Below are 21,327 nucleotides of genomic sequence, written 5' to 3' on the forward strand. Positions count from 1 at the left end.
TGGGGTAAGAAAACTCCGGCCTTCGGAGTAAGAAAAATGTTTTCCTCCCCCCCCCCCCCCCCCCCTCCTCCCCCCCTCCCCCCCCCCCCCCCCCCCCCCCCCCCCCCCCGCCTCGATCACCGATGGGATCCATCTTGAGAGACTCTGCATCCCAGACCGGGCCGGCGGGTGCGGTCGCGGAGCCCGCCGACCCGGCGCCCGTGCCGCTGGGCCCGGCGTCTGTGCCGGCGGGCGCGCTGACGCTGGACCCTGCGGCGCTGAGGGCCGCCACTCCCGGCGCGACCCTGGCCCACCACCTCAACGCCGCCGGCGCCGCACTGCCCAGCCTCGCCGTACTCGACACGGTCATCGACCACCTGCGGCTCGAGTCGCGGCTCGGCGGCTACGAGGCGGCCGAGGCCGCCGCCGAGCGGACCGCCGACGTCTACCACCTGGCTGGCCGGCTGCTCGGCGCGACAGGAGAGGACATCGCCCTGGTGGAGAGTGCCACCGTGGCGTGGCACCGGGCGATCGACGCGCTGCGGCTCGGCCCCGGCGACCGGATCCTCGCCTCCGCGTCCAGCTACGTCAGCTCGGCACTGCACCTGCTCGAGCTGCGCCGCGCCCGGGGCATCAGCGTCGAGGTGCTGCCCACCGACGACTCGGGCGGCGTCGACCTGCACCAGTTGGAGCAGGCGCTGCGGCAGCCGGCCGCGCTGGTCACTGTCGCCCACGTACCGACCTCGTCGGCGCTGATCGAACCGGTCGCGCAGATCGGCGCCCGGGTCGCCGCTGCCGGCGTACCGCTGCTGGTCGACGCCACCCAGTCGGTCGGCCAACTGCCCGTCGACGTCGGCGCGATGCACGCCGACATCCTGGTCGCCACCGGCCGCAAGTTCCTGCGTGGACCGCGCGGCACCGGGCTGCTCTATCTCGACCCGGCGCTGCGTGAACGCGCCCGTCCGTTGACCCCGGACGTACGCGGGGCCCGATGGACCGGCGACGAGGAGTACGACCTGCTGCCCGGTGCCCGACGGTACGAGACCTGGGAGGCGTCGCACGCGTTGCGGCTCGGCCTGGGCGCCGCGCTGACCGAGGCGCTTGCCCTCGGCGTCGACGCCATCTCGGCGTACGTCAGCCAGTTGGCCGCCCGGCTGCGGGCCGGGCTGGCCGAGCTGCCCGGAGTGACCGTGGTCGACCCGCCGGCGGCCGGCGGTGGCATCGTCACCTTCGTCCGCGACGGCGAGGAGCCGGCCACCACGGTACGCACGTTGCGCGCCGCCGGCCTGCACCTGGTCGCCGTGCCGGCCAGCCACGGCCAGTGGGACCTGGGTCGGCGCGGCCTGCCTGCGGTGGTCCGAGCCTCCGTGCACGTCTACAACGACGACACCGAGGTGGACGCGCTGCTCGCCCGACTGGCCCGCCCGGCGGCCACCGGCGTACCGACGCCACCGACGGCGACTGCCACGCCGGACGCTGTGCCGCCGGTGCCGCCAGCGCCGGGCCCGGCTCCCGCGCTGCTGACCGGTGCAGACCGCCGGGCCGACGTGATCGTCATCGGTGCCGGCGTCCACGGACGCAGCGCGGCCTGGGCACTCGTCGCACGCGGTGTCCGGGTGATCCAGCTTGACCGGCTGCCGGCCGGGCACACGGAAGGATCGTCACACGGACAGACCCGGATGATCCGTCGCGCCTATCCGTCGCCGGTCTGGGACGACCTGGTGGACCGCGCGTACACCGGTTGGCGCGAGCTGGAACAGGCCGCCGGTCGCCGGTTGGTCAGCACTGTCGGCGGCCTGTACGCCCGACCGGCCCGGACCAGCGGCACCCTGCGCGGGCCGGACTGTGTCCTGGTCGACGCCAACCAGGCCGCCGGCATCGCGCCGGGCCTGGTGCTCGGGGCCGACATGGTGGCCGTACACGATCCGGCGGCCGGCGTGATCGACGCCGCCGCCGCGATGGACGCGCTGACCGGGCTCGGTAGGGCCGCCGGGGTGCACCGTCGCGACGGCTGCCGGGTGACCGGTTGGCACCCGGACGGTGCCGGGGTCCGGGTACATACCGACTCCGGTGACCTGCTCGCCGACCGGCTGGTCATCTGTGCCGGACCGTGGACCGCCGACCTGGTGCCGGAGTTCGCCAGCCGGTTGACCACCGTGCGGATCGTCAACATCCACATCGGCTCGTCCACCCCGGCGCTGCTGGCCCCGCCGGCGCTCGGCCCGTTCTCGGTCGACGTCCCCGGCGTCGGTCTGCTCTACGGCATCCCGGCGCACGGTCCGGACGCCGTCAAGGTGGGATTCGACCATGGTCCGGTCGACGACCTGAGCCGGCCGCCCGGTCCGGTGACCGCCACCGAGCGGGCCGAGTTGCTCTCCGTCGCCCGTCGTTTCCTGCCGGCCGCCGACGGCCCGGTCACCGCAGAACTGGCCTGCCGCTACACCATGGCGCCGGGCAACCGGTTCGCGGTCGGGGCGTTGCCGGCGCATCCGCAGGCGCTGGTCGCGGCGGCCTGCTCCGGGCACGGGTTCAAGTTCGGCCCGGCGATCGGTGCCGCGTTGGCCGACCTGGCGACCGGGATGCCCCGGCCGGACCTGGAGTTTCTCGCTCCGGCGGCGATGGGGGTCGACGGGGTGCCGCCCGGGGACTGGGCCGGCGACCGGGTCAACCCCGGAACACCGTTGCCGAACGCCGCTCGTACCAGCGAGCCAACTGCTCACCGGCGCTGATCACATGGGCCTGCATCTCACGCCGCGCGCGTTCGCCGTCCTCCGCGGTGAGCGCGGCGACGATCCGCTCGTGCTCGTGGAAGTTGTCGTCGCGGTGGCGAGGGTTGTCCTGCAACACCAGCGCCGAGACGTTACGCGGGAATGCCTCGTTGATCTCCTTGATCACCCTGGCCAGCCAGTCGTTGCCGGCCACCTGGTGAATGAGGGTGTGGAACCGGTCGTTGGCGGCGTTGGTGGAGCCGGCCAGGGCGACCCGGGCGCGGGCGACCCCCGGGTCGTCCTCGACCCGTCGCTGCGGGATGCTGCCCCGGGCGGCCTGCTCGGTACGTCGCAGCAGCGAGTTGGCCTCCCGCAGCTCGTGCAGGACGTCGTCGGTGATCCGGCTGACCGCCCGTTCGCAGGCCAGCGCCTCCAGCTCCGCACGGACCTCGTAGGCTTCCCGGACCTCCCACGGCGCCGGCACCCGGACCACCGCGCCACGGTGCGGCACCACCTCGATCAGCCCACCGGTCTGCAGTTGGCGCAGCGCCTCCCGGACCGGGGTGCGGCTGACCCCGAGCAGCTTGGCCAGCTCGGCCTGGCGCAGTTGGGCACCGATCGGGATCTCGCCGGACATGATCTTGGCGCGGATCTTCGCGGCGGTGGCGTCGACGAGGGCACTGCTGGTGTTTTCCGTCGAGCTGACTGGCATGCCCGGTGCCCCTGTCTGATCGGTGTGCGGCGCAGCCGGCCGGGTGCCGGCCCGGCTGCGGTCTTCTCCACAGTGGTGCGATGTGGATGTCACGATAGCAAGCCGGCCGTCGACCCTGCGGGTCCCGTACATTTCGCTTTGGATCCCGGTTTTGGATCCAAAGATCCTGAGGTAGTATCCGAGACTACCTTGGCCAGGGAGTTCTTAGGAAGCACCGGCCCGCCGCAGCCACCACGACGCGACACAGACCGACCCCAGACGAGCCGGACCGCATCGGAACGACTCCCGCGACGGCGACAGGAGCAATCGTGAGCGCGTGCCACCCCAGCCCGGACGGGCGCAACCACCGCAGTCATCCGCTCGATCCGCCCAGCCCGGCCGAGATCGCCCGTGCCGTCGCCGTCGCGCGTGCCGACGGTCGCCTCGGCGAGCGGACCCGGTTCTGGGGGGCCACGCTGGACGAGGCACACGCCCGCGCCGTCGTGGCCGGCGCGGCGGCGGCCGGGGAGGTCCGACTCGGACTGGTGGCCATGGACCACGCCGCCGGCACTGCCTGGGAGATCGACGTCGCGCTGGCCGCCGGGAGCCGGGCCGACGGTGCGCCGTCGGACCACGCTGGAGACGAGGACGTTGCGGACCGCTGCCTGGACTGGCGTCCACTCGACCCGCGTCGGCCCGGCATCACCTCCGAGGAGGCTCGCGCGGCCGCCCAGGCCTGCCGGCAGAGCCCACTGTTCCGCGAGGTGCTCGCCAAGCGGGGCATCCACGACGTCTCCCTGGTGATGGTCGACGCCGAGTCGATGGGCGGCTTCGAGCCGAAGCGCTACGCCGACCGGCGGCTGACCTGGGGCACCGTCTGGCACCGTGTCGACGAGGGCGACAACGGCTACGTCCGCCCGGTGCAGGGCGTGGTGCCAATCATCGACATGGCGACCATGGAGGTCCTGGAGGTCGAGGACCACGGCGTGGTGCCGATTTCCGAAGAGGCCGGCCCGCTGGAGGCCGACGCCTGGCCGACCCGGCCGGGCCTGCGTCCGTTGGATGTCGTGCAGCCCGACGGTCCGAGTTTCGACGTCGACGGCTGGCGAGTCAGCTGGCAGGGCTGGCAGTTGCGGGTCGGCTTCACCCACCGCGAGGGCCTGGTCCTGTACGACCTGGAGTTCCAGGGGCGGCCGGTGGTCAAGCGGGCCGCCTGCAACGAGATGTACGTGCCGTACCTCGACCCCAACTCCACCCAGTACCGCAAGAACTTCTTCGACTGGGGCGAGTACGGGGCCGGGCCGCTGACCAACTCGCTCGCCCTCGGCTGCGACTGCCTCGGCGTCATCTACTACTTCGACACCGCCTATCTCGGTGGCGACGGGGACCCGGTGACCATCCCGAACGCGATCTGCATGCACGAGGAGGACCACAGCATCCTCTGGAAGCACAACGACCTGCGCCGCGGAGTCAGCCAGGTGCGTCGCTCGCGGCGGTTGGTCATCTCCAACTTTCAGACCGTGGCCAACTACGACTACGGCTTCTACTGGTCGCTCTATCAGGATGGCCGGATCGAGCTGGAGGTCAAGTTGACCGGGATGCTGTCGGCCTCCGGTATCGCCGACGGCGACGAGGTGCGCTACGGCCGGATCGTCGCGTCGAACGTGCAGACCCCGACCCACCAGCACTACTTCGGGCTACGCCTGGACATGGCGGTGGACGGATCGCGCAACCGGCTGGTCGAGGAGCATGCCGAGGGCGAGACCGACCCGACGCTCGACCCGTACGGCAACGCGGTACGCAACGTGCGTACCCCGTTGCTGCGTGAGTCCCAGGCCGCGCGCCGCACCGACCCGGCGTCGGCTCGCCGCTGGCGGGTGGAGAGCACCACCCGGACCAACCGGTACGGTGAGCCGACGGCCTACCGGCTGCTGCTGCCGAACACCACTCGACCGTTCGCCCGGCCGGACTCGGTGATGGCCCGTCGGGCACCGTTCATCCACCAGCACCTGTGGGCCACCCCGTACGATCCGCAGGAGCAGTTCCTCGGTGGTCGCTATCCCAACCATGCCGAGCCGGGCGACGACGGTGTGCAGGTCTGGCAGCGCCAGGACCGGTCGATCGACGGTGCGGAGCTGGTGCTGTGGCCGGTGCTCGGCACCCACCATTTCCCGCGCCCGGAGCAGTGGCCGGTGATGCCGGTGGACGCGATCCACATGATCCTCGAACCGGACGGCTTCTTCGACCGCAATCCGGCGATGGACGTGCCGGATCCGGCTGCCGCCCGCAGTGCGGGCAGTGCCTGCTGCTCCACTGGAAATGACGTGGTGCCGGCCGACTGACCCGGCCGGTGCGTCGGCCAGCGCGCCGGCCACGGGGACCCCTGTCCACTCTCGATTTCCCGACACCAGACGTTCACAATCGCGATACGGACCCGAATTGGGTACCGCAGATGATGGTTTTGGATCCAATCCAAATGAAATTTAATCCATCTTCGTCCCATACCCCGCCGAGGAGCGCACTATGTCGGACGATCCCCGCAAACTCCCGCAGAATCTGATAAGCCGTCGCGCGATGCTGCGCGGCACCGGTCTGCTCGGTCTCGGCTTCGGCGCCAGCAACCTCCTCGCCGCCTGCGGCGTCGCCTCCGATGGCAGCGAAGACGGCGACGACGGCACGAGCAGCGGCGGCACTCTCACGCTCGGCATCGACGCCACCAGCGCCGTCAACGACCCCGCTTTCTACACGTCACTGGGCGACTGGATGGCGGTCGACTGCATCTGCCGTGGACTGACCTTCATCTCTTTCGAGACCAACGAGCCGCAGGCTGACCTCGCCGAGAGCTGGGAGATCTCCGACGACGGGCTGACCTACACCTTCACTCTGCGTCAAGGTGTGACCTTCCACGACGGCACCACCTTCACCTCGGCGGACGTGCTGGCCAGCCTCGGTCGGCAGTTCAACGAGGACGACCCGACGCTGCCTGAGGGGTCTTCCCGGCCGCTGCGCAGCCTCGGCGCCAACGTCGCCTCGCTGGACGCTCCGGACGAGTACACCGTGGTGATGGTGCTCAACAGCCCTGACGCCACCGTGCTCAACCGGCTCTCCGACATCGGCGGCCGGATCATCTCCTCCGCTGCACTCGCCGAGTACGGCGCCGACATCGGCAAGAACCTGGTCGGCACCGGCCCGTTCCAGTTCTCCTCGGCCACCGCCGGGCAGCAGGTGGTGCTGACCGCATTCGAGGACTACCGCACCGGCCGGCCCAAGGTCGACCGGCTGGTGATGCAACAGGTCCAGGACCCCTCGACCATCGTCAGCTCGCTGCTCAGCGGCGACCTGTCCGCCACCCAGTTCACCCCGTACTCGGCGGTCGAGCAGCTCAAGGCCGACGACGCGGTGACCTTCCACGAGACGCCGTACAGCTTCGACGCGATGATGATGATCGACGCCCGGCGGATCCCGGAGCTGGAGGTGCGCCAGGCGATAAACCTGGCAGTCGACCGCGAGGCGATCATCGCCCAGGCGTTCTTCGGGATCGGCGCGCTGCCCGACGGCTACACGATCCCGCCGTCGCAGGACGGCTACGACCCGAGCCTGGCTGACCTGAGTCGGTTCGATCCGGACGAGGCCCGGCGGCTGATCGAGGCGGCCGGCGCCACCGGCCGGCAGGTGGCGTTGATGGCGGCCAGCGACTCCTGGCACCCGCGCGCGGCGCAGATCGTCGCGCAGAACCTCACCGACATCGGGCTGACGGTCGTCACTGACTCGGTCGACCCGGCGACCTACTTCAGCCGGCTGCTCGACCCGGAGGACGAGTTCCACGAGGTGATGATCTGGGAGCGCAACTCCTACATCCCGGACCCGGACAACATGATCGGGGCGATGGGCCTGCCGTCCGGGGTGTACGGCGACTTCACCTCCGGATTCAACACGCTGCCCGGCTCGGAGGCGTTCGCTGACGACCTGGCCGCCGCGAAGAACCTGCCCAACGGTGACGAGCGCACCGCCGCGTACAGCGACATCCAGCGCCGGTTCGCCGAGCAGTACATGGTGCTGTCGATGCTGTGCTACTCGGCGAACCCGGTGGTGACCGGGGCGAACGTCGAAGGTGCCAACGTCGCCGCGCTCGGCAACCACCGCTGCTTCATGGAGAACGCCAGTGTCTGACCCGACCCCCACGTCGGCCCGGCCGGGGGACCAGTGACGGTCGCCGGGGCGCGGCCGGTCGGGGGGGGGGGGGGAGAACCCCCTACAGGTCCCCCCCCCCCCCCCCCCCGCTCCCCCCCCCCCCCCCCCCCCCGGTCCTGGCTGGCCACCGTCTCCTGGCTGGTGGTCGTCGGTTTCGTGCTGATGGCGACAATCGGGCCGCTGATGATCGGCGCCGACCCGGAGCGGCAGTCCAACGTCACCCTCGCCGGGTTCGGTACCGCCGGGCACCCGCTCGGCACCGACGATCTCGGCCGTGACTTCCTGGCCCGGCTGGTGTACGGCGCCCAACCACTGCTGCTGGTCGCGTTCCTCGCCACCGTCCTGGCCGCGCTCATCGGCACCACCGTCGGCATGCTCGCCGGCTACCTCGGCGGCTGGGGTGAGCAGATCCTGATGCGGGTCACCGACGTCGGGCTGGCCTTCCCGTCGATGCTATTGATCATCCTGGTGGTGGCGGCCAGCGGACCCGGCGTACGCAGTCTGGTGGTCGGGGTCGGGGTCGCGCTGTCACCCGGCCTGGCCCGGCTGGCCCGGGCGTTGACCGCCCGGGAGGCCGCCCGCGACTACGTGCTCGCCGCCCGGCTCGGCGGCACCCGGTCGCCCCGGATCATGATCCAGGAGATCCTGCCGAACATCGCCGGCCCGCTGCTCGCCCAGATCGTGATGACCCTGTCGGTGGCCGCCGGATTTGCCGCCGGCCTGTCCTACCTGGGCCTGGGCATCCAGCCGCCCACCCCGGACTGGGGCTACATGGTGCAGGCCGGCCAGGAGTTCATCTACTCGGCACCCCGGATGGCGGTGCTGCCCGCAGCGTTGACGCTGGTCTTCGTGGTCGCCAGCAACTTCGTCGGCGACGACCTGCGTGACGCGCTGGACCCGAGGAGCCGCCGATGATGCGGCTGCTGCGCGGCAGATCGCTGCCGATGCTCACGATGCGCCGGCTGGCCAGCGTGCCGGTGGTGCTGTTCGTCCTGGCCTCCCTGGTGTTCCTGGCCATCCGCCAGCTACCCGGCTCGCCGTCGTCCACCCTCGCGGCCAGCGGTACCCAAGGGCTCAGCGCCGAGCAGATCTCGGCCAACGAGGCCCGGATCAACGAAGCGCTCGGTCTGGACCGGCCGATCTGGGAGCAGTACCTGCGCTACCTCGGCGACCTGCTCGGCCTCGATCTCGGGCGCTCCTTCTACGGCGGCAACAGCGTGCTGGACCTGCTCGGCGGGGCACTACCGGCGACGATCGAGCTGACCGTCGCGGCGATGCTGATCGCCGTCCTGATCGGGGTCGTCACCGGGGTGATCGCCGCGCTGCGCAAGGACACCTGGGTCGACACGACCACCCGGTCCATCGCCACGGTCAGCTTCTCGCTGCCCTGGTTCGCCCTCGGCGTACTGAGCATCGTGATCTTCGGGGTGTGGCTGCGCTGGATGCCGGTGATCGGTCGGCTGCCCAGCCAGCTCGACTACCAGCCCACCACCAACTTCGTGCTGCTCGACGCGATCCTGCAGGACCGGCCGGAGCTGGTCGGGCCGTGGCTGCAGTACCTGATCCTGCCGGCCACCACCCTCGCGCTGGCGATGGCCGGCTTCATCACCCGGATCGTGCGGGCCTCGGTGCTGGAGGTACTCAGCGACGACTTCGTGCGGACCGCCCGGATGAAAGGGCTGCGGGAGCGGACCATCCTGCGCCGCCACGTGCTGCGCAACGCCGGCCTGCCCATCGTGACCGTGCTCGGTCTGCAATTCGGCTCGCTGCTCGGCGGTTCGGTGATCACCGAGACCGTCTTCTCCTATCCCGGCGTCGGCAACCTGCTGGTCAGCTCGGTGCTGCAACGCGACTACCCGGTGGTGCAGGGCGCCGCGCTGGCGATCGCACTGCTGTTCGTGCTGGTCAACGCAGCGGTCGACCTGTTCTACCTGGTCCTGGACCCGCGCCTACGGAAAGGATGAGTCCATCATGGATATCGTGCTGGTGCACGGCGCCGGCGGCACCCCGAGCACCTGGGCCCGCGTGGCACCGTTGCTGCGCGCCGCCGGGCACCGGGTCCACCTGGTCACCAATCCGATGAACTCGCTCGTCGAGGACGTCGCCAACACCACCGCCGTGCTGGCTGACTGCGCCGGGCCGGTGCTGCTGGTCGGGCACTCCTACGGCGGCGTCGTGATCACCAACGTCGGGCGCGACATCCGGGTCGTCGGGCTCGTCTACGTCTGCGCGTTCGCCCCCGACGAGGACGAGTCGGTGCAGGACATCATCGGCCGCTACCCGCCGGCCGAGGTCAGCCGGCACATGCGGCGTGGCCCCAACGGCGAATGGGCCTCGGAACACAGCCCCGAGTACTGGGCGGAGATCGGCTGGGACGTGCCGGAAGCCGAACGGGACAACTTCGACGCCGACTCGCGCCCCAGCGCCGACGCCATCTTCGCGCAGCCCACCGGGGTGCCCGCCTGGCGCGACAAGCCGTCCTGGTATCTGGTCGCGGCCGAGGACAGGACACTGCGGCCGGACACCCAACGGGACATGGCCGCCCGTGCCGGTGCCACCATTTCCGAGGTCGGCGGCAGTCACTTCACCCCCCGGGTCCGGCCCCGCGACGTCGCCGACCTGGTCGAGCAGGCCGTCGCCAGCGTCACCGGAGCGCCCCGGTGACCTCCGCCCCGACCGGCCCGGCCCCCGCCGGCCCGCCGGCGCCGGTGCTGTCCGTACGCGGGCTGCGGGTCGAGTTCGACGTGCCCGCCGGTCGGCTGCCCGCCGTCGCCGGCGTCGACCTCGACCTGCACCCCGGTGAGATCCTCGCCCTGGTCGGCGAGTCCGGCTCCGGCAAGTCCGCCCTGGCGATGAGCCTGGTCGGACTCAACCGGGCACCCGGCACGCACATCAGCGGCCGGGTGGACTTCGCCGGCCGGAACCTGGCCACCGCCAGCGAGGCCGACCTGCGCCGGGTCCGGGGCAGGGACATCTCGGTGGTGTTCCAGGACGCCCTCGCCGCACTCAACCCGTTGCAACGGGCCGGGGCGCAGGTCGCCGAGATGATCCGTACCCATCAACGGATCAGCCGGGCGCGGGCCTGGCAGCGGGCCGAGGAGCTACTCGCCGACGTCGGGATCGCCAACCCGGCGCGCAACGCCCGCGCCTACCCGCACCAGCTCTCCGGCGGCATGCGGCAACGCGTCATGATCGCGATCGGGCTGGCGAACGACCCGACCGTGCTGATCGCCGACGAGCCCACCACCGCCCTGGACGTCACCATCCAGGCCCAGGTGCTGGCCACCCTCAACCGGCTGCAGGCCGAACACGGCACCTCCATCGTCCTGATCACCCACGACCTCGGCGTGGTCGCCGAGGTCGCCGACCGGGTCGCCGTCATGTACGGCGGCCGCATCGTCGAGCAGGGCACCCGCGACCAGGTGCTGTACTCACCGCAGCACCCGTACACGATGGGGCTGCTCGACTCGGTGCCCCGGGTCGACGGGCCGGTCGCCGACCCGCTGCCGGCGATCCCCGGCAGTCCGCTCACCGGCGTCGACCGACCACCCGGCTGCGGCTTCGCCCCACGCTGCGCGTTCGCCCACGGCGACTGCGACAGCGCGCCGCCCGAGTTGACTCACCGGCACGGCGAACCCGGCCACGTTGACGCCTGCCTGCTCGACGCGTCGGCCCGGCACGCCGCCCGCACTCCGGCAGCGGTCGGAGGTCGACCGTGACCAGCGTGCCACTGATCGAGCTGACCGGACTGCGGGTGGAGTACCCGGGGCGCGGCGGTGATCCGGTCCGCGCCGTGCGCGACGTCGACCTGGAGATCCGCGAGGGCGAGACCCTCGGGCTGGTCGGCGAGTCCGGCTGCGGCAAGTCCACCCTCGGTCGGGCCATCCTGCGGATCACCGAACCCACCGCCGGCAGCATCCGACTGCTCGGCCGGGAGATCACCGGACTGCGCGGCACCGTCTTCCGACAGATCCGCGCCGACCTGCAGATGGTCTTCCAGGACCCGTTCAGCTCACTCAACCCGCGGCGGCGGATCGCCGACAGCGTCGCCGAGCCGCTGCTGCGCGGTCGGGGGGTCAGCCGGGCCGACGCCGGCCGGGCCGTCGACGAACTGCTCGACCTCGTCGGGCTCGGCCGCGACGCCGGCCGACGCCGGCCGCACGAGTTCTCCGGCGGCCAGCGGCAACGCATCGGCATCGCCCGGGCGCTCGCCCCGTCACCCCGGTTCATCGTCGCCGACGAGCCGGTCTCCGCCCTCGACGTCTCCATCCAGGCCCAGGTGGTGAACCTGCTCGCCGACCTGACCCGGGAGCGCGGCCTGACCATGTTGTTCATCTCGCACGACCTGGGCGTGGTGCGGCACATCGCCGACCGGATCGCCGTCATGTACCTCGGCCAGATCATCGAGGTCGCCGACCGGGACACCTTCTTCGACGTGCCGGCACACCCCTACAGCGAGGCACTGCTCTCCGCCGTACCCACCCTGGACCGGGAGTCCGACCGGGAACGGATCGTGCTCGCCGGCGAGTTGCCCGACCCCGCCCACCCACCGGCCGGATGCCTGTTCCACACCCGGTGCCGGTACGCCGTCGAACGCTGCCGCACCGAGGCGCCGGCACTGCGATCGATCCAACCGGGCCGCACGGTCCGCTGCCATCTTCCCCTGGTGCCGCAGGACATCCCGGCACCGTCGACCGTCACCACCGGAGGCACAGCACAGTGATCATCGACGCGTACAACACCACCCAGGACGTGCGGGGCCGATCCGACTACCTCACCGGCGCCCGGCCGGGGCAGGCGCCGCCGCCGTACACGCCGTTCGACCCGCGGCGGATCCTGGACCGGATGGACGCCGCCGGGGTCGACATGGCTATGGTCTGCTCCCTGGCCCAGCGGATCGAGAACGACTTCATCATCGGCCTGGCCAAGGCCCACCCGGACCGGCTGTTCGGCTTCGGGCAGGTCCGCCCGGCCGACGACGACGCGCTCGACGAGATCGCCCGGATCGCCGACGCCGGCCTCAAAGGGCTCAAACTGCACCCCAGCCTGCACGGCTACCACGTCGCCGACCACGGACTGCTCGACCCGGTCTTCGCCGCCTGCGCCGAACACGGCCTGATGGTGCTGATCAACGCCCTCGACGACGCGTTCTGCGCGCCGCTGGCGATCGAGGAGATCGCCAAGGGCCACCCGCAGGTGCCGACGATCATCGCCCACATGGGAGCGGTCTGGAACGTTCCCGAGGCGATCATCGTCGCCGAACGGAACCCGCACATCTACCTGGAGACCTCAGCCACCCTGATCAGTGACGTCAAGCGGGCGTACGCCCGGCTCGGTCCGGGGCAGATCCTGCTGGGCAGCGAGTGGCCCGGCTCCGACTTCGACCTGGAACGGATGAAGATTGCCAAGGCGATCCCGGAGGCCGCGGACCGGGCGCTCGTCGAGGGCGGCAACATGGCCAGGCTGCTCGGGATCGCCGCATGACCGCCGAGGATGTCGCGCCGGTGCCGGCACCGGACGGGATGACCCCGGGCGAGGTCGAGCTGCTCGACGTCGCCCAGCGGCTGCTGGCGAAGGTCTGGGTCACCGGCCGGCACGAGGTCGCCACCGCGCTGCGCACCCCGGACGGCACCATCCACACCGGCGTGCACCTGGAAGGGTCCTGCCGGCGCAGCTCGATCTGTGCCGAAGGTGTCGCCCTCGGCGTGGCCCGCGCCGCGTTGCCCGCCGGGACGCCGCTCACCGTCGACAGCGTTGTCTCGGTGCAGATCAAGCCGGCCGGCCGGTTCCGGGTCATCGCCCCGTGCGGGGTGTGCCGCGAGCTGATCAGCGACTACAGCCCGCAGGCCCGGGTCTGGATCACCACCGTCGACGGCGCCGTCACCGCGACGGAGGCCATCGACCTGCTACCGGAGAAGACCCGCCGGGCCTGGTGACCCGGCCCCGTACACGTACCGCGCCGTGCCCGACTCCGTCCACGTACCGAGAGAGGAACACCGTGTCTGAACCGTCCCGCACCGACCTTGACCGGGCGGCGCTCGCCGCCGAGCTCGGCGGCCCCGGCACCCCGGTCGCCTGGGCCGACCTGACCTGGCCGGAGGCCGGGCAGACGGCAACCGCTGTCGACTCGGTGATCATCCCGGTCGGTGCCACCGAACAGCACGGCCCGCACCTGCCGCTCGCTGTCGACACGCTGATCTGCGACGCGGTCGCCCGCGACGTCTCCGCGCTCACCGGCGTGCCGGTGGTGCCCCCCATCGGGTTCGGCGTCTCCGCCTCACACGGCGACTTTGCCGGCACCATCGCGCTGCGCCCGGAGACCCTGATCGCCGTCGTCGAGGACGTCATCGACTCGCTGCACGCCAGCGGCGTACGGCAATTCATCCTCCTCAACGGGCATATCTGGAACAACGGCTCGCTCGACGTCTCCGCCGAGAAGCTACGGGTCCGCCACCGCGACTCACGGGTACGGGCGTTGGCCTACGTGACCATGTACCCCGGACCGGAGGTCGATGGCCACGTCTACCACGGGCGCGGGCTGATGCACGCCAACTACTTCGAGACCTCGGTGATGCTGCACCTGTATCCGGACCTGGTCCGGATGGACAAGGCCACCTCGCACCGCGACGTCGACTCGTTCTGGGACTACCGAATGGACCAGGTCAGCGACACCGGCGTGTGGGGTCGCGACGTCGCCGACGCCACCGCCGAGCACGGCCGGGCCGAGTACGACCGCTGTGTGGCCACCACCTCCCGGGCCGTCGCCGCCGCCGTGCGCGAACCCTGGCCTGACCCCACTCACCGGCCCTGACCGTCCCGCCACGCCCCGCCCGGAGGACCCGCGTGAAGATCTACGACATCACCCTGCCGATCCATCCGAAGATGCTGCACTGGGGCCGCAAACCTGAGGTGGAGATCGTCGAGTCGCTGGCCAACGGCGACGCCTCCAACGTCACCCGGTGGCGGCTCGGCGCACACACTGGCACCCATGTCGACGCACCGGCGCACTTTGTCGACGGTGCCACCCCGATCGATGAGGTCGCCCTGGAGACCTTGGTCGGCCCGGCCGTGGTCGCCGACCTGACCGCCGTCGACGGGGACGTGACCGTCGCTGACCTGGTCGCTGCCGGCGTCGCCGGTGCCACCCGGGTGCTGCTGAAGACCAGCAACTCGGCCGGCCCGCTGCGTGAGACCGAACGCGCCGAATCCTGGGTCGGACTCTCCCCGGAGGCCGCCCGCTGGCTGATCGACCAGCGGGTCGCGCTGATCGGCATCGACTACCTGACCATCGAGAGCCACCGGCGCACCGACACCTGGGACGCCCACCACGCCCTGCTCGGCTCCGGCGTGATCATCCTGGAGAACGCCGACCTGGACGCCGTGCCGCCGGGAGAGTACGAACTGGTCTGCCTGCCGACGAAACTGGTCGGCGCAGACGGGGCGTTCGCCCGTACCATCCTGGTCCAGCGCGACTGACCCGGCGAGACTGATCCGCATGTCGATCGAGATCGCGCTCGCCGCACCACATCCGGCCGCGTTGGACGCCGCCGCCGACGTGGTAGCGGCCGGCGGTGGCGTCGTTGACGCCGCCCTCGCCGCCGCCGCCGCGCTCACCGTCGCCTACCCGCACCAGTGCTCGGCCGGCGGTGATCTGATCGCTCTGGTCCGCACCCCCGACGACGAGGTACGCGCGGTGTTGTCGGTCGGCGCCGCCGCCGGCGGCGTGGACGTCGCGGCGCTGCGCGCAGCCGCCGACCGGATGCCGCCCGGCGGACCGCTGACCGTCACCGTGCCCGGTGTCGTCGCCGGCTGGGCCGCGCTCGCCGGACTCGGCGGCCGGCTGCCGCTGGCCCGGGTGCTGGCACCCGCCGTCGAGTTGGCCGCCGGCGGCGTACCGGTCAGCCCCGGCCTGGCTGCGGCGATCCTGCGCCGGCTCGACGTGGTACGCGCCGATCCCGGCCTGGCCGCGTTGCTGCTCGACGGCGACGGCGACGGTACGCCGCTGCCGCCCGGAGCGGTGCTGCGCCAGCCGGCGCTGGCCCGCACCCTCGGCACCATCGGCGCCGACTGGCGCGACTACTACCAGGGCGAACTCGCCGAGGCGCTGGCCGCCGGACTGGCCGCGCTGGGCAGCCCGCTGACCACCGCCGACCTCGCCGGGCACGCCGCCGAGCTGACCGATCCACTGCGGTACGCCGCCGCCGGCTCCCAGGTGACCTGGTCCGTCGCGCCGCCACCCAGCCAGGGCGCCACCCTGCTGGCCATGCTCGCCGCCAACGCCAACGCCAACGCCAACGCCGCGTTGGCCACCGCCCGGACCGCCGAACAGCGCCGCGACACCCTCCTCGGTGACCCCCGGGTCGGCCCGGTCGACCTCGACGGGCTGCTGCTTCGCACCGACCCACCGACCGGGCCGGCGCCGCCGGCCGGCCCGAAACCGGCCGGCGACACCGTCGCGGTCACCGCCGTCGGCAACGACGGCACCGCCGTCACCCTGATCCAGAGCGTCTTCCAGACCTTCGGTGCCGGCATCTGCGAACCCGGCACCGGCCTGGTGCTGCACAACCGGGGATCGGTGTTCAGCCTCGACCCGACCCACCCCGGCCGGCTGCGCCCCGGTGCCCGCCCACCGCACACCCTCTGCCCGGCGATAGCCACCGGCCCGGACCGGGTCGTCGCGCTCGGCTGCCAGGGCGGCCGGGCCCAGCCGTGGATCCTGGCCCAGGTCGCCGCCGACGCGCTGACCACCGCCGACCCGGCCAACCTGCTGGCCCGCCCCCGCTGGGTGATCGGCGCCCGCGACGTCGGCCAGGACCGGCCCAGCCTGCTACTCGAACCCGACACCCCGGCCACCGACGCGCTGCGGGCCGCCGCCACCGACCTCGGCCTGCGGGTGGTGCAGCTGCCGCGGCGTCACGACGACGCCGGGCACGTCCAACTGTCCCGGCTCACCCCGGCCGGCCTCGACGCGGCCAGCGACCCCCGCGCCGACGGCGCCGCCCGGGTGCTGCGGGGCCGTTGATGGACTCCGCCGAAGCGGCCACGCTGCTCGCCGACCCGTACCGGCTCGGGCCGGTCACGCTGCGGTCCCGGATCGTCAAGGCACCCACCTCGACCGGTGCGGCCGACACGGGCGGGTACGCCCGGCCGTGGCACCGGGACCACTATGCGCGGGTCGGCCGGGGGAGCGCGTTGACCATCGTCGAGTTCACCGCGATCGATGACGGCGCCGCCCTCGGCTTCCCCGGCCATCTCAGCATCGCCAGCGACGACCACGCCGCCGCGTTGGCCCCGGTCGCCGAGCGGATCCGGGCCGACGGTCGCGTCGCCGGGCTGCAGATCGCCCACGCCGGACGACAACGCACCCTGCCGGGGGAGGCGCTCGCCGCGTCGGCGGTGCCCTGGCCCGCCATCGAACGCCGACTCGGGCTGCGGCCCCGCGCCATCACCGTCGACGAGATCGCCGCGGTCGTCGACGGCTTCGGCCGGGCGGCAGGCCGCGCGGCCCAGGCCGGCTTCCAGGTGGTAGAGATCCAGGCGTCCAACGGCTACCTGCTCGCCGGGTTCCTCTCCCCACACACCAACCGGCGCGACGACGACTACGGCGGCGATCCGGCCCGGCGACGTCGTGTCCTGCTGGAGGTCGTCGCCCGCTGCCGGGCCGCGCTGCCGGCCGAGGTGGCGCTCACCGTACGGCTGTCCGACCGCGACCACGAACCTGGTGGGCAGGATCTGGCCGAGACCACCGGGCTGGTCTCGGCCCTGGCCGCCACCGGCCAGGTCGACGCGGTACACGTGTCGTCCGGCAACCACGCCACGCGGGTACGCCAGGTGCCGCCGGCCGCCGTGCCACCCGGGGCCGCCTGGCGATCGGCCCGGACCCTGCGGGCCGCCGGGCTGCCCACCATCGCCTGCGGCGGGATCACCGAACCGGCACAGGCGGCCGGGCTGCTGCGCGACGGCACCGCCGACCTGGTCGCGCTCGGCCGGGCCTTCCTCGCCGACCCGGACTGGGCGGAGAAGGCGCTCGCCGGTGCCGCCAAGCGGATCCGCCCCTGCGTACGCGGCAACGACGGCTGCCACGCCCGCGCCGCCCTGATCGGCCGGCCGGTCGCCTGCACCGTCAACCCATCGCTGAGCCTGCCGCCGGCCTCAGCGTCGTCCGGCCCGGTGCGACCGGCCAACCGGTCGCCTCACCTGGTGCCGTCGGACGCCCCAGTGCTCGTCGCCGGGGCCGGTCCGGCCGGTCTGGAAGCCGCACACCGGCTCACCGAGCACGGACACCGGGTCCGGCTGTACACCGGTGGCCGGCCCGGCGGTGCCCTGCGGGACGCGGTGGACAGCGGGGTGCACGACAGCTTCGCCCCGTACCTGCGCTGGTTGACCGACCGGCTCGCGGCCAGCGCCGTCGAGGTGGTCGACGCCCCGCTGCACCCGGCGGACCTCGGTGGAGAGTGGGCCGGGCTGCTGGTCGCCACCGGCGGCGTGGCGCGGTCGCTGTCCGGCGCGGTGCCCGCCCTCGACGTGCTGCGCGGGCTGGTGCCGCTGCCCGCCGACGGTCCGGTGCTGGTGATCGGCGCCGGCCGGACCGGCACCAGCACTGCCGCCGCGCTGGCCCGGCGCGGTGCCGACGTCACGCTACTCGGCGACACCACCCAGGTGCTCGACGACGAACCCCCCGACGACCCACCGACCTGGACCGACCTGCTCGCCTCGGTCGGGGCGCGGACCGTGCTCGGCCACCGGGCCAGGGTCACCAACGACCAGGAGGTGCAGGTGGACGGAACGGTACTGCGGGCCGGGCTGATCGTCGCGGCGGTCGGTCGCGAACCTCACCACGACCTGTACGAGGCCGCCGCCGAGGTGGCCGCCGGTCGGCCGGTGCTGCGCTGCGGCGACGCGCTGCGCCCGGGACGGCTGCACGACGCGGTGCACGCCGGGGCGCGGGCGGCCCGGACCATGCACGAGGCCCTCGCCTTCCGGCAGGTGACCCGGTGACCGGCGGTGATCTGCTCGTTGTCGGCGACGTACAGACGATGGACCCGGCCGGCCCGCGGGCCGAAGCGGTCGCCGTGCGCGCCGGGCGGATAGCCGCCGTCGGCGACCTGCGCGCCGCCCGCGCCGCCGTCCCCACCGGTACGCCGGAGCTCGCCCCGCCCGGCGCGGTGGTGCTGCCCGGCTTCGTCGACAGCCATGTCCATCTGATCTGGGCCGGCCGGGCCGCCGCCCGGGTCGGGCTGGACGACGCGGTCAGCGTCCGCGACATCTGCGACCGGCTCAGCGGGTACGCCCGCCGGCATCCCACCCGCCGGTGGATCGAGGCCGACGCCGGCTTCGACCCCGGTGACCTGGCCGAACGCCGGCTACCTAGCGCCGCCGAGCTGGAGGCCGCCGCTCCTGGCCGGCCGGTGCTGCTGGACCGTAAGGGCCACGACGGCATCGCCAATCTGACCGCGCTGCGGCTGGCCGGGATCTCCGCCGGCACCCCGGACCCGCCCGGCGGGCGGATCGACCGGTACGCCGACGGCACCCCGACCGGGCTGCTCGTCGAACATCCGGCGGTCGCCCTGGTCCGTGCGGTGGTCCCGGAGCCGGACCAGCAGACGAGGATCGACTGGATCACCGCCGGGCAGGCGGCGCTGCTCGCCCATGGCATCACCACCGCCGTCGACCCGGCGGTGCCGGCCGCCGAACTGGCCGCGTACGCGGCGGCCGGCCGGGCCGGTGCGCTGCGGCTGCGTACCGTGGCGATGCCGTTGGGCGGCGACGACGTCGACGACGCGCAGCTTCGCCGTACCCTCGATGGTTGTGATCTTGACCGGGCCGCGCCGGGTCTGCTGCGCGCCGGGCCGACGAAGCTGTTCCTCGACGGCGGCGGCTCGCTCGGCACCGCGCTGCTGTCGTCACCCTGGCCGGGCACCGACGGCTACCACGGCAACCAGAGCCTGCGTACCGACACGGTGCGGGCGCACTGCGCGGCAGCGGCGGCGCACGGGCGGGGCGTCGGCGTGCATGCCGTCGGCGACGCCGCGATCGACCTCACCCTGTCGGTCTTCGCCGAGGTCGCGGCCGGCAAGCCGATCGCCGGACTGGGCTTCCACCTGATCCACGCCTACCTCGGCCCTGGGCCGGCGGCGATGGCCACCGCCCGGCGGCTCGGCGTGCCGGTGTCGGCGCATCCGGCGCTGCAGTGGGCGTTCGGGCTCAACCTGATTGACCGACTCGGCGAGCCGGCCGCGGCCGCCGCGAACCCGCTTCGGTCCTGGTTGGACGCCGGGGTGACGGTCGGTGGCGGCTCGGACGGGCCGGGGCCGCCGATGTCGGTGCTGCACGGCATCTGGCAGGCCCGTACCCGTCGGGTCCGGGGCCGCGACGAGCCGCTCGGGCCGGACCAGGCGATCACCGCGCCTGAGGCGCTGGCGCTGTTCACCACCGGCGCTGCCGAGGTGGCCGGCAACCGGCGGGCCGGCTGGGGCGCCGGGGTGCTGCGGGTCGGCGAGCCGGCGGACCTGACCCTGCTCGACGTCGACCCACTCACCCCGGACCCTGACGCGCTGCTCGCCGGCACGGTCCTGGCCACCGTGGTCGCCGGCGAGGTCCGGTACGCCGAGGTATGAATCGACGGTCACGCCGCGCCATAGAGCCGCCGGACGAGATTACGCATCTGCTCAGTGCTGATCTCGCCGCCAGTCCACCGCTCCATGACAGTCTCGACGTGGGCGCTCGCCGTCAACCCTTCAGCCCTTACCGAGGCTGCTGCCTGCATAAACGACCGGGTACGCTCGGCAGCCGTCTCGCCGGGTAGTTGCTCACGGGTTTCGCGAACCGACAACGTCTCAACCAGCACTTCCCGAGTGTGCCCGATTGTCTACACACTTACCGTCGGTAAGGCCGCGCTGGTGCCGCCGGAGATCGAGGAACTCGCCGGCCCGGAGATGGGTGGCATCGCGGTGGGTCGCCACATCGGACTGCCAGGTGCCATCGTGCGTAAGACGGCGAAGGAGTACGGCGCCGCTTGGCTGGCCGAAGGCGCGGCGGTCGCCGGCCGAGGGCATCCGGCTGCAGTCGCTGCTGACCCGCGCCGACCTCGACCGCCGCTGACCATGTCCCGGCGGCTGTCACGCCGCCGTGGTGCTGGCGGCGGCGACGGCCATGTCGACCACCGCCGCGACGCCGACCGCGATCTCGTAGCAGACGGCATCGCCCTGGCGATTGTGTGGCGTACCTTCCTGGACGCTACCGGAACGCATTCAGCGTCTGCGGCGGGAATTTCGGGGCTTCTGACGCTCTCCATCGGGAACATCGCCGCGCTGTCGTGGCCGCACCAGCCGGTCCAGCAGCGTCCGACGGTTGGCGTCGCCCGGTGGGCTGACCTGGTAGCCAAGTCGTTCGAGTTCCTCAACAGCGCATGTGGGATCGCGCCGGACCACGGCGGCTGCTTGTTTGCGACGGTACCGGTCCCGGCTCTGGTTGAGGGTAGTCTCCCAGTCATTCTTCGGTGCCACGAGATCTTCGACGATAAGACACTCAAGAAGGTCTTCCAGGGCGGGGCGGAATCGGCGTCCACCAACTGGGAGGTGGATTTTGTTCAGCCCGTTTATCCCCTTTTTTCGGGTCTCGGCAAGGTGGCGTTCGAATGCCTCGTGGCGTGCGTTGACCTGGATATGTGCTTCCGTGTAACGGGCCTTGTTTCGTTCGTAGTCGTAGTGTAACAACTCGATTTTCTCGTCGCCTACCAGCAGGCTGCATACCGAGGCC

18 protein-coding genes are annotated in these 21,327 nt (G+C 72.4%); 16 read left to right on the plus strand and 2 right to left on the minus strand.

Annotation, left to right across the window (positions count from 1 at the left end):
* Positions 1 to 134: 134 nt before the first annotated feature.
* Entirely contained in the window at positions 135 to 2,708 is a 2,574-nt protein-coding gene (locus tag ACXAHD_RS04175) for an aminotransferase class V-fold PLP-dependent enzyme (protein WP_281551129.1), read from the plus strand.
* Here the strand turns inward: ACXAHD_RS04175 and ACXAHD_RS04180 are convergent.
* Entirely contained in the window at positions 2,644 to 3,399 is a 756-nt protein-coding gene (locus tag ACXAHD_RS04180; protein ID WP_281551128.1) for a GntR family transcriptional regulator, read from the minus strand. The two genes, ACXAHD_RS04175 and ACXAHD_RS04180, sit on opposite strands and share 65 nt — an antisense overlap.
* A 308-nt stretch (positions 3,400 to 3,707) precedes the next feature.
* Between ACXAHD_RS04180 and ACXAHD_RS04185 the strand changes: the two genes are divergently transcribed.
* From ACXAHD_RS04185 to ACXAHD_RS04250, 14 genes are all read left to right on the plus strand, one after another.
* Positions 3,708 to 5,720 (plus strand): primary-amine oxidase, encoded by a 2,013-nt coding sequence (locus ACXAHD_RS04185; RefSeq protein WP_281551127.1) that lies wholly within the window; start codon positions 3,708 to 3,710, stop codon positions 5,718 to 5,720.
* A gap of 181 nt (positions 5,721 to 5,901) precedes the next feature.
* Entirely contained in the window at positions 5,902 to 7,548 is a 1,647-nt protein-coding gene (locus ACXAHD_RS04190; RefSeq protein WP_475048706.1) for an ABC transporter substrate-binding protein, read from the plus strand.
* A gap of 33 nt (positions 7,549 to 7,581) precedes the next feature.
* Positions 7,582 to 8,484, plus strand: a complete 903-nt coding sequence (locus ACXAHD_RS04195) for an ABC transporter permease (RefSeq protein WP_475048708.1) — start codon at positions 7,582 to 7,584, stop codon at positions 8,482 to 8,484.
* Positions 8,481 to 9,533, plus strand: a complete 1,053-nt coding sequence (locus ACXAHD_RS04200; protein WP_281551124.1) for an ABC transporter permease — start codon at positions 8,481 to 8,483, stop codon at positions 9,531 to 9,533. The genes ACXAHD_RS04195 and ACXAHD_RS04200 overlap by 4 nt, the downstream gene beginning before the upstream one ends.
* A 7-nt stretch (positions 9,534 to 9,540) precedes the next feature.
* On the plus strand, positions 9,541 to 10,233 hold the full coding sequence (locus ACXAHD_RS04205) for an alpha/beta fold hydrolase (protein WP_281551123.1): 693 nt from the start codon (positions 9,541 to 9,543) through the stop codon (positions 10,231 to 10,233).
* A complete protein-coding gene (locus ACXAHD_RS04210) occupies positions 10,230 to 11,288 on the plus strand; it encodes an ABC transporter ATP-binding protein (RefSeq protein ID WP_475048713.1) in 1,059 nt (352 codons plus the stop codon). The genes ACXAHD_RS04205 and ACXAHD_RS04210 overlap by 4 nt, the downstream gene beginning before the upstream one ends.
* Positions 11,285 to 12,292: an ABC transporter ATP-binding protein gene (locus ACXAHD_RS04215; protein ID WP_289213443.1), complete on the plus strand. Its 1,008-nt coding sequence runs from the start codon at positions 11,285 to 11,287 to the stop codon at positions 12,290 to 12,292. Before ACXAHD_RS04210 ends, ACXAHD_RS04215 begins: the two co-directional genes overlap by 4 nt.
* Positions 12,289 to 13,053 carry an amidohydrolase family protein gene (locus ACXAHD_RS04220; protein ID WP_281551120.1) on the plus strand — a complete coding sequence of 255 codons (765 nt, stop codon included), beginning with the start codon at positions 12,289 to 12,291 and terminating at the stop codon, positions 13,051 to 13,053. Before ACXAHD_RS04215 ends, ACXAHD_RS04220 begins: the two co-directional genes overlap by 4 nt.
* Complete coding sequence (locus ACXAHD_RS04225; protein WP_281551119.1) at positions 13,050 to 13,505, plus strand: cytidine/deoxycytidylate deaminase family protein; 456 nt, start codon at positions 13,050 to 13,052, stop codon at positions 13,503 to 13,505. Before ACXAHD_RS04220 ends, ACXAHD_RS04225 begins: the two co-directional genes overlap by 4 nt.
* A gap of 62 nt (positions 13,506 to 13,567) precedes the next feature.
* Positions 13,568 to 14,380 (plus strand): creatininase family protein, encoded by an 813-nt coding sequence (locus ACXAHD_RS04230; protein ID WP_281551118.1) that lies wholly within the window; start codon positions 13,568 to 13,570, stop codon positions 14,378 to 14,380.
* Between the two features lie 32 nt (positions 14,381 to 14,412).
* Positions 14,413 to 15,045, plus strand: coding sequence for a cyclase family protein (locus tag ACXAHD_RS04235; RefSeq protein WP_281551117.1), 633 nt, complete (start codon positions 14,413 to 14,415; stop codon positions 15,043 to 15,045).
* Between the two features lie 19 nt (positions 15,046 to 15,064).
* Complete coding sequence (locus ACXAHD_RS04240; protein WP_475048717.1) at positions 15,065 to 16,591, plus strand: gamma-glutamyltransferase; 1,527 nt, start codon at positions 15,065 to 15,067, stop codon at positions 16,589 to 16,591.
* On the plus strand, positions 16,591 to 18,567 hold the full coding sequence (locus ACXAHD_RS04245) for an oxidoreductase (protein ID WP_281551115.1): 1,977 nt from the start codon (positions 16,591 to 16,593) through the stop codon (positions 18,565 to 18,567). Before ACXAHD_RS04240 ends, ACXAHD_RS04245 begins: the two co-directional genes overlap by 1 nt.
* A complete protein-coding gene (locus tag ACXAHD_RS04250) occupies positions 18,564 to 20,186 on the plus strand; it encodes an amidohydrolase (RefSeq protein ID WP_281551114.1) in 1,623 nt (540 codons plus the stop codon). Before ACXAHD_RS04245 ends, ACXAHD_RS04250 begins: the two co-directional genes overlap by 4 nt.
* Before the next feature lie 8 nt (positions 20,187 to 20,194).
* Here ACXAHD_RS04250 and ACXAHD_RS04255 read toward each other — a convergent pair whose 3' ends face one another.
* On the minus strand, positions 20,195 to 20,416 hold the full coding sequence (locus tag ACXAHD_RS04255) for an antitoxin VbhA family protein (protein WP_289213439.1): 222 nt from the start codon (positions 20,414 to 20,416) through the stop codon (positions 20,195 to 20,197).
* Positions 20,417 to 20,423: 7 nt separating this feature from the next.
* Here ACXAHD_RS04255 and ACXAHD_RS04260 point away from each other — a divergent pair, with 7 nt between their 5' ends.
* A complete protein-coding gene (locus tag ACXAHD_RS04260) occupies positions 20,424 to 21,281 on the plus strand; it encodes a hypothetical protein (protein WP_281551112.1) in 858 nt (285 codons plus the stop codon).
* The last annotated feature ends 46 nt before the right edge of the window (positions 21,282 to 21,327 follow it).

Source organism: Micromonospora sp. ABR4_055 (assembly GCF_056160425.1).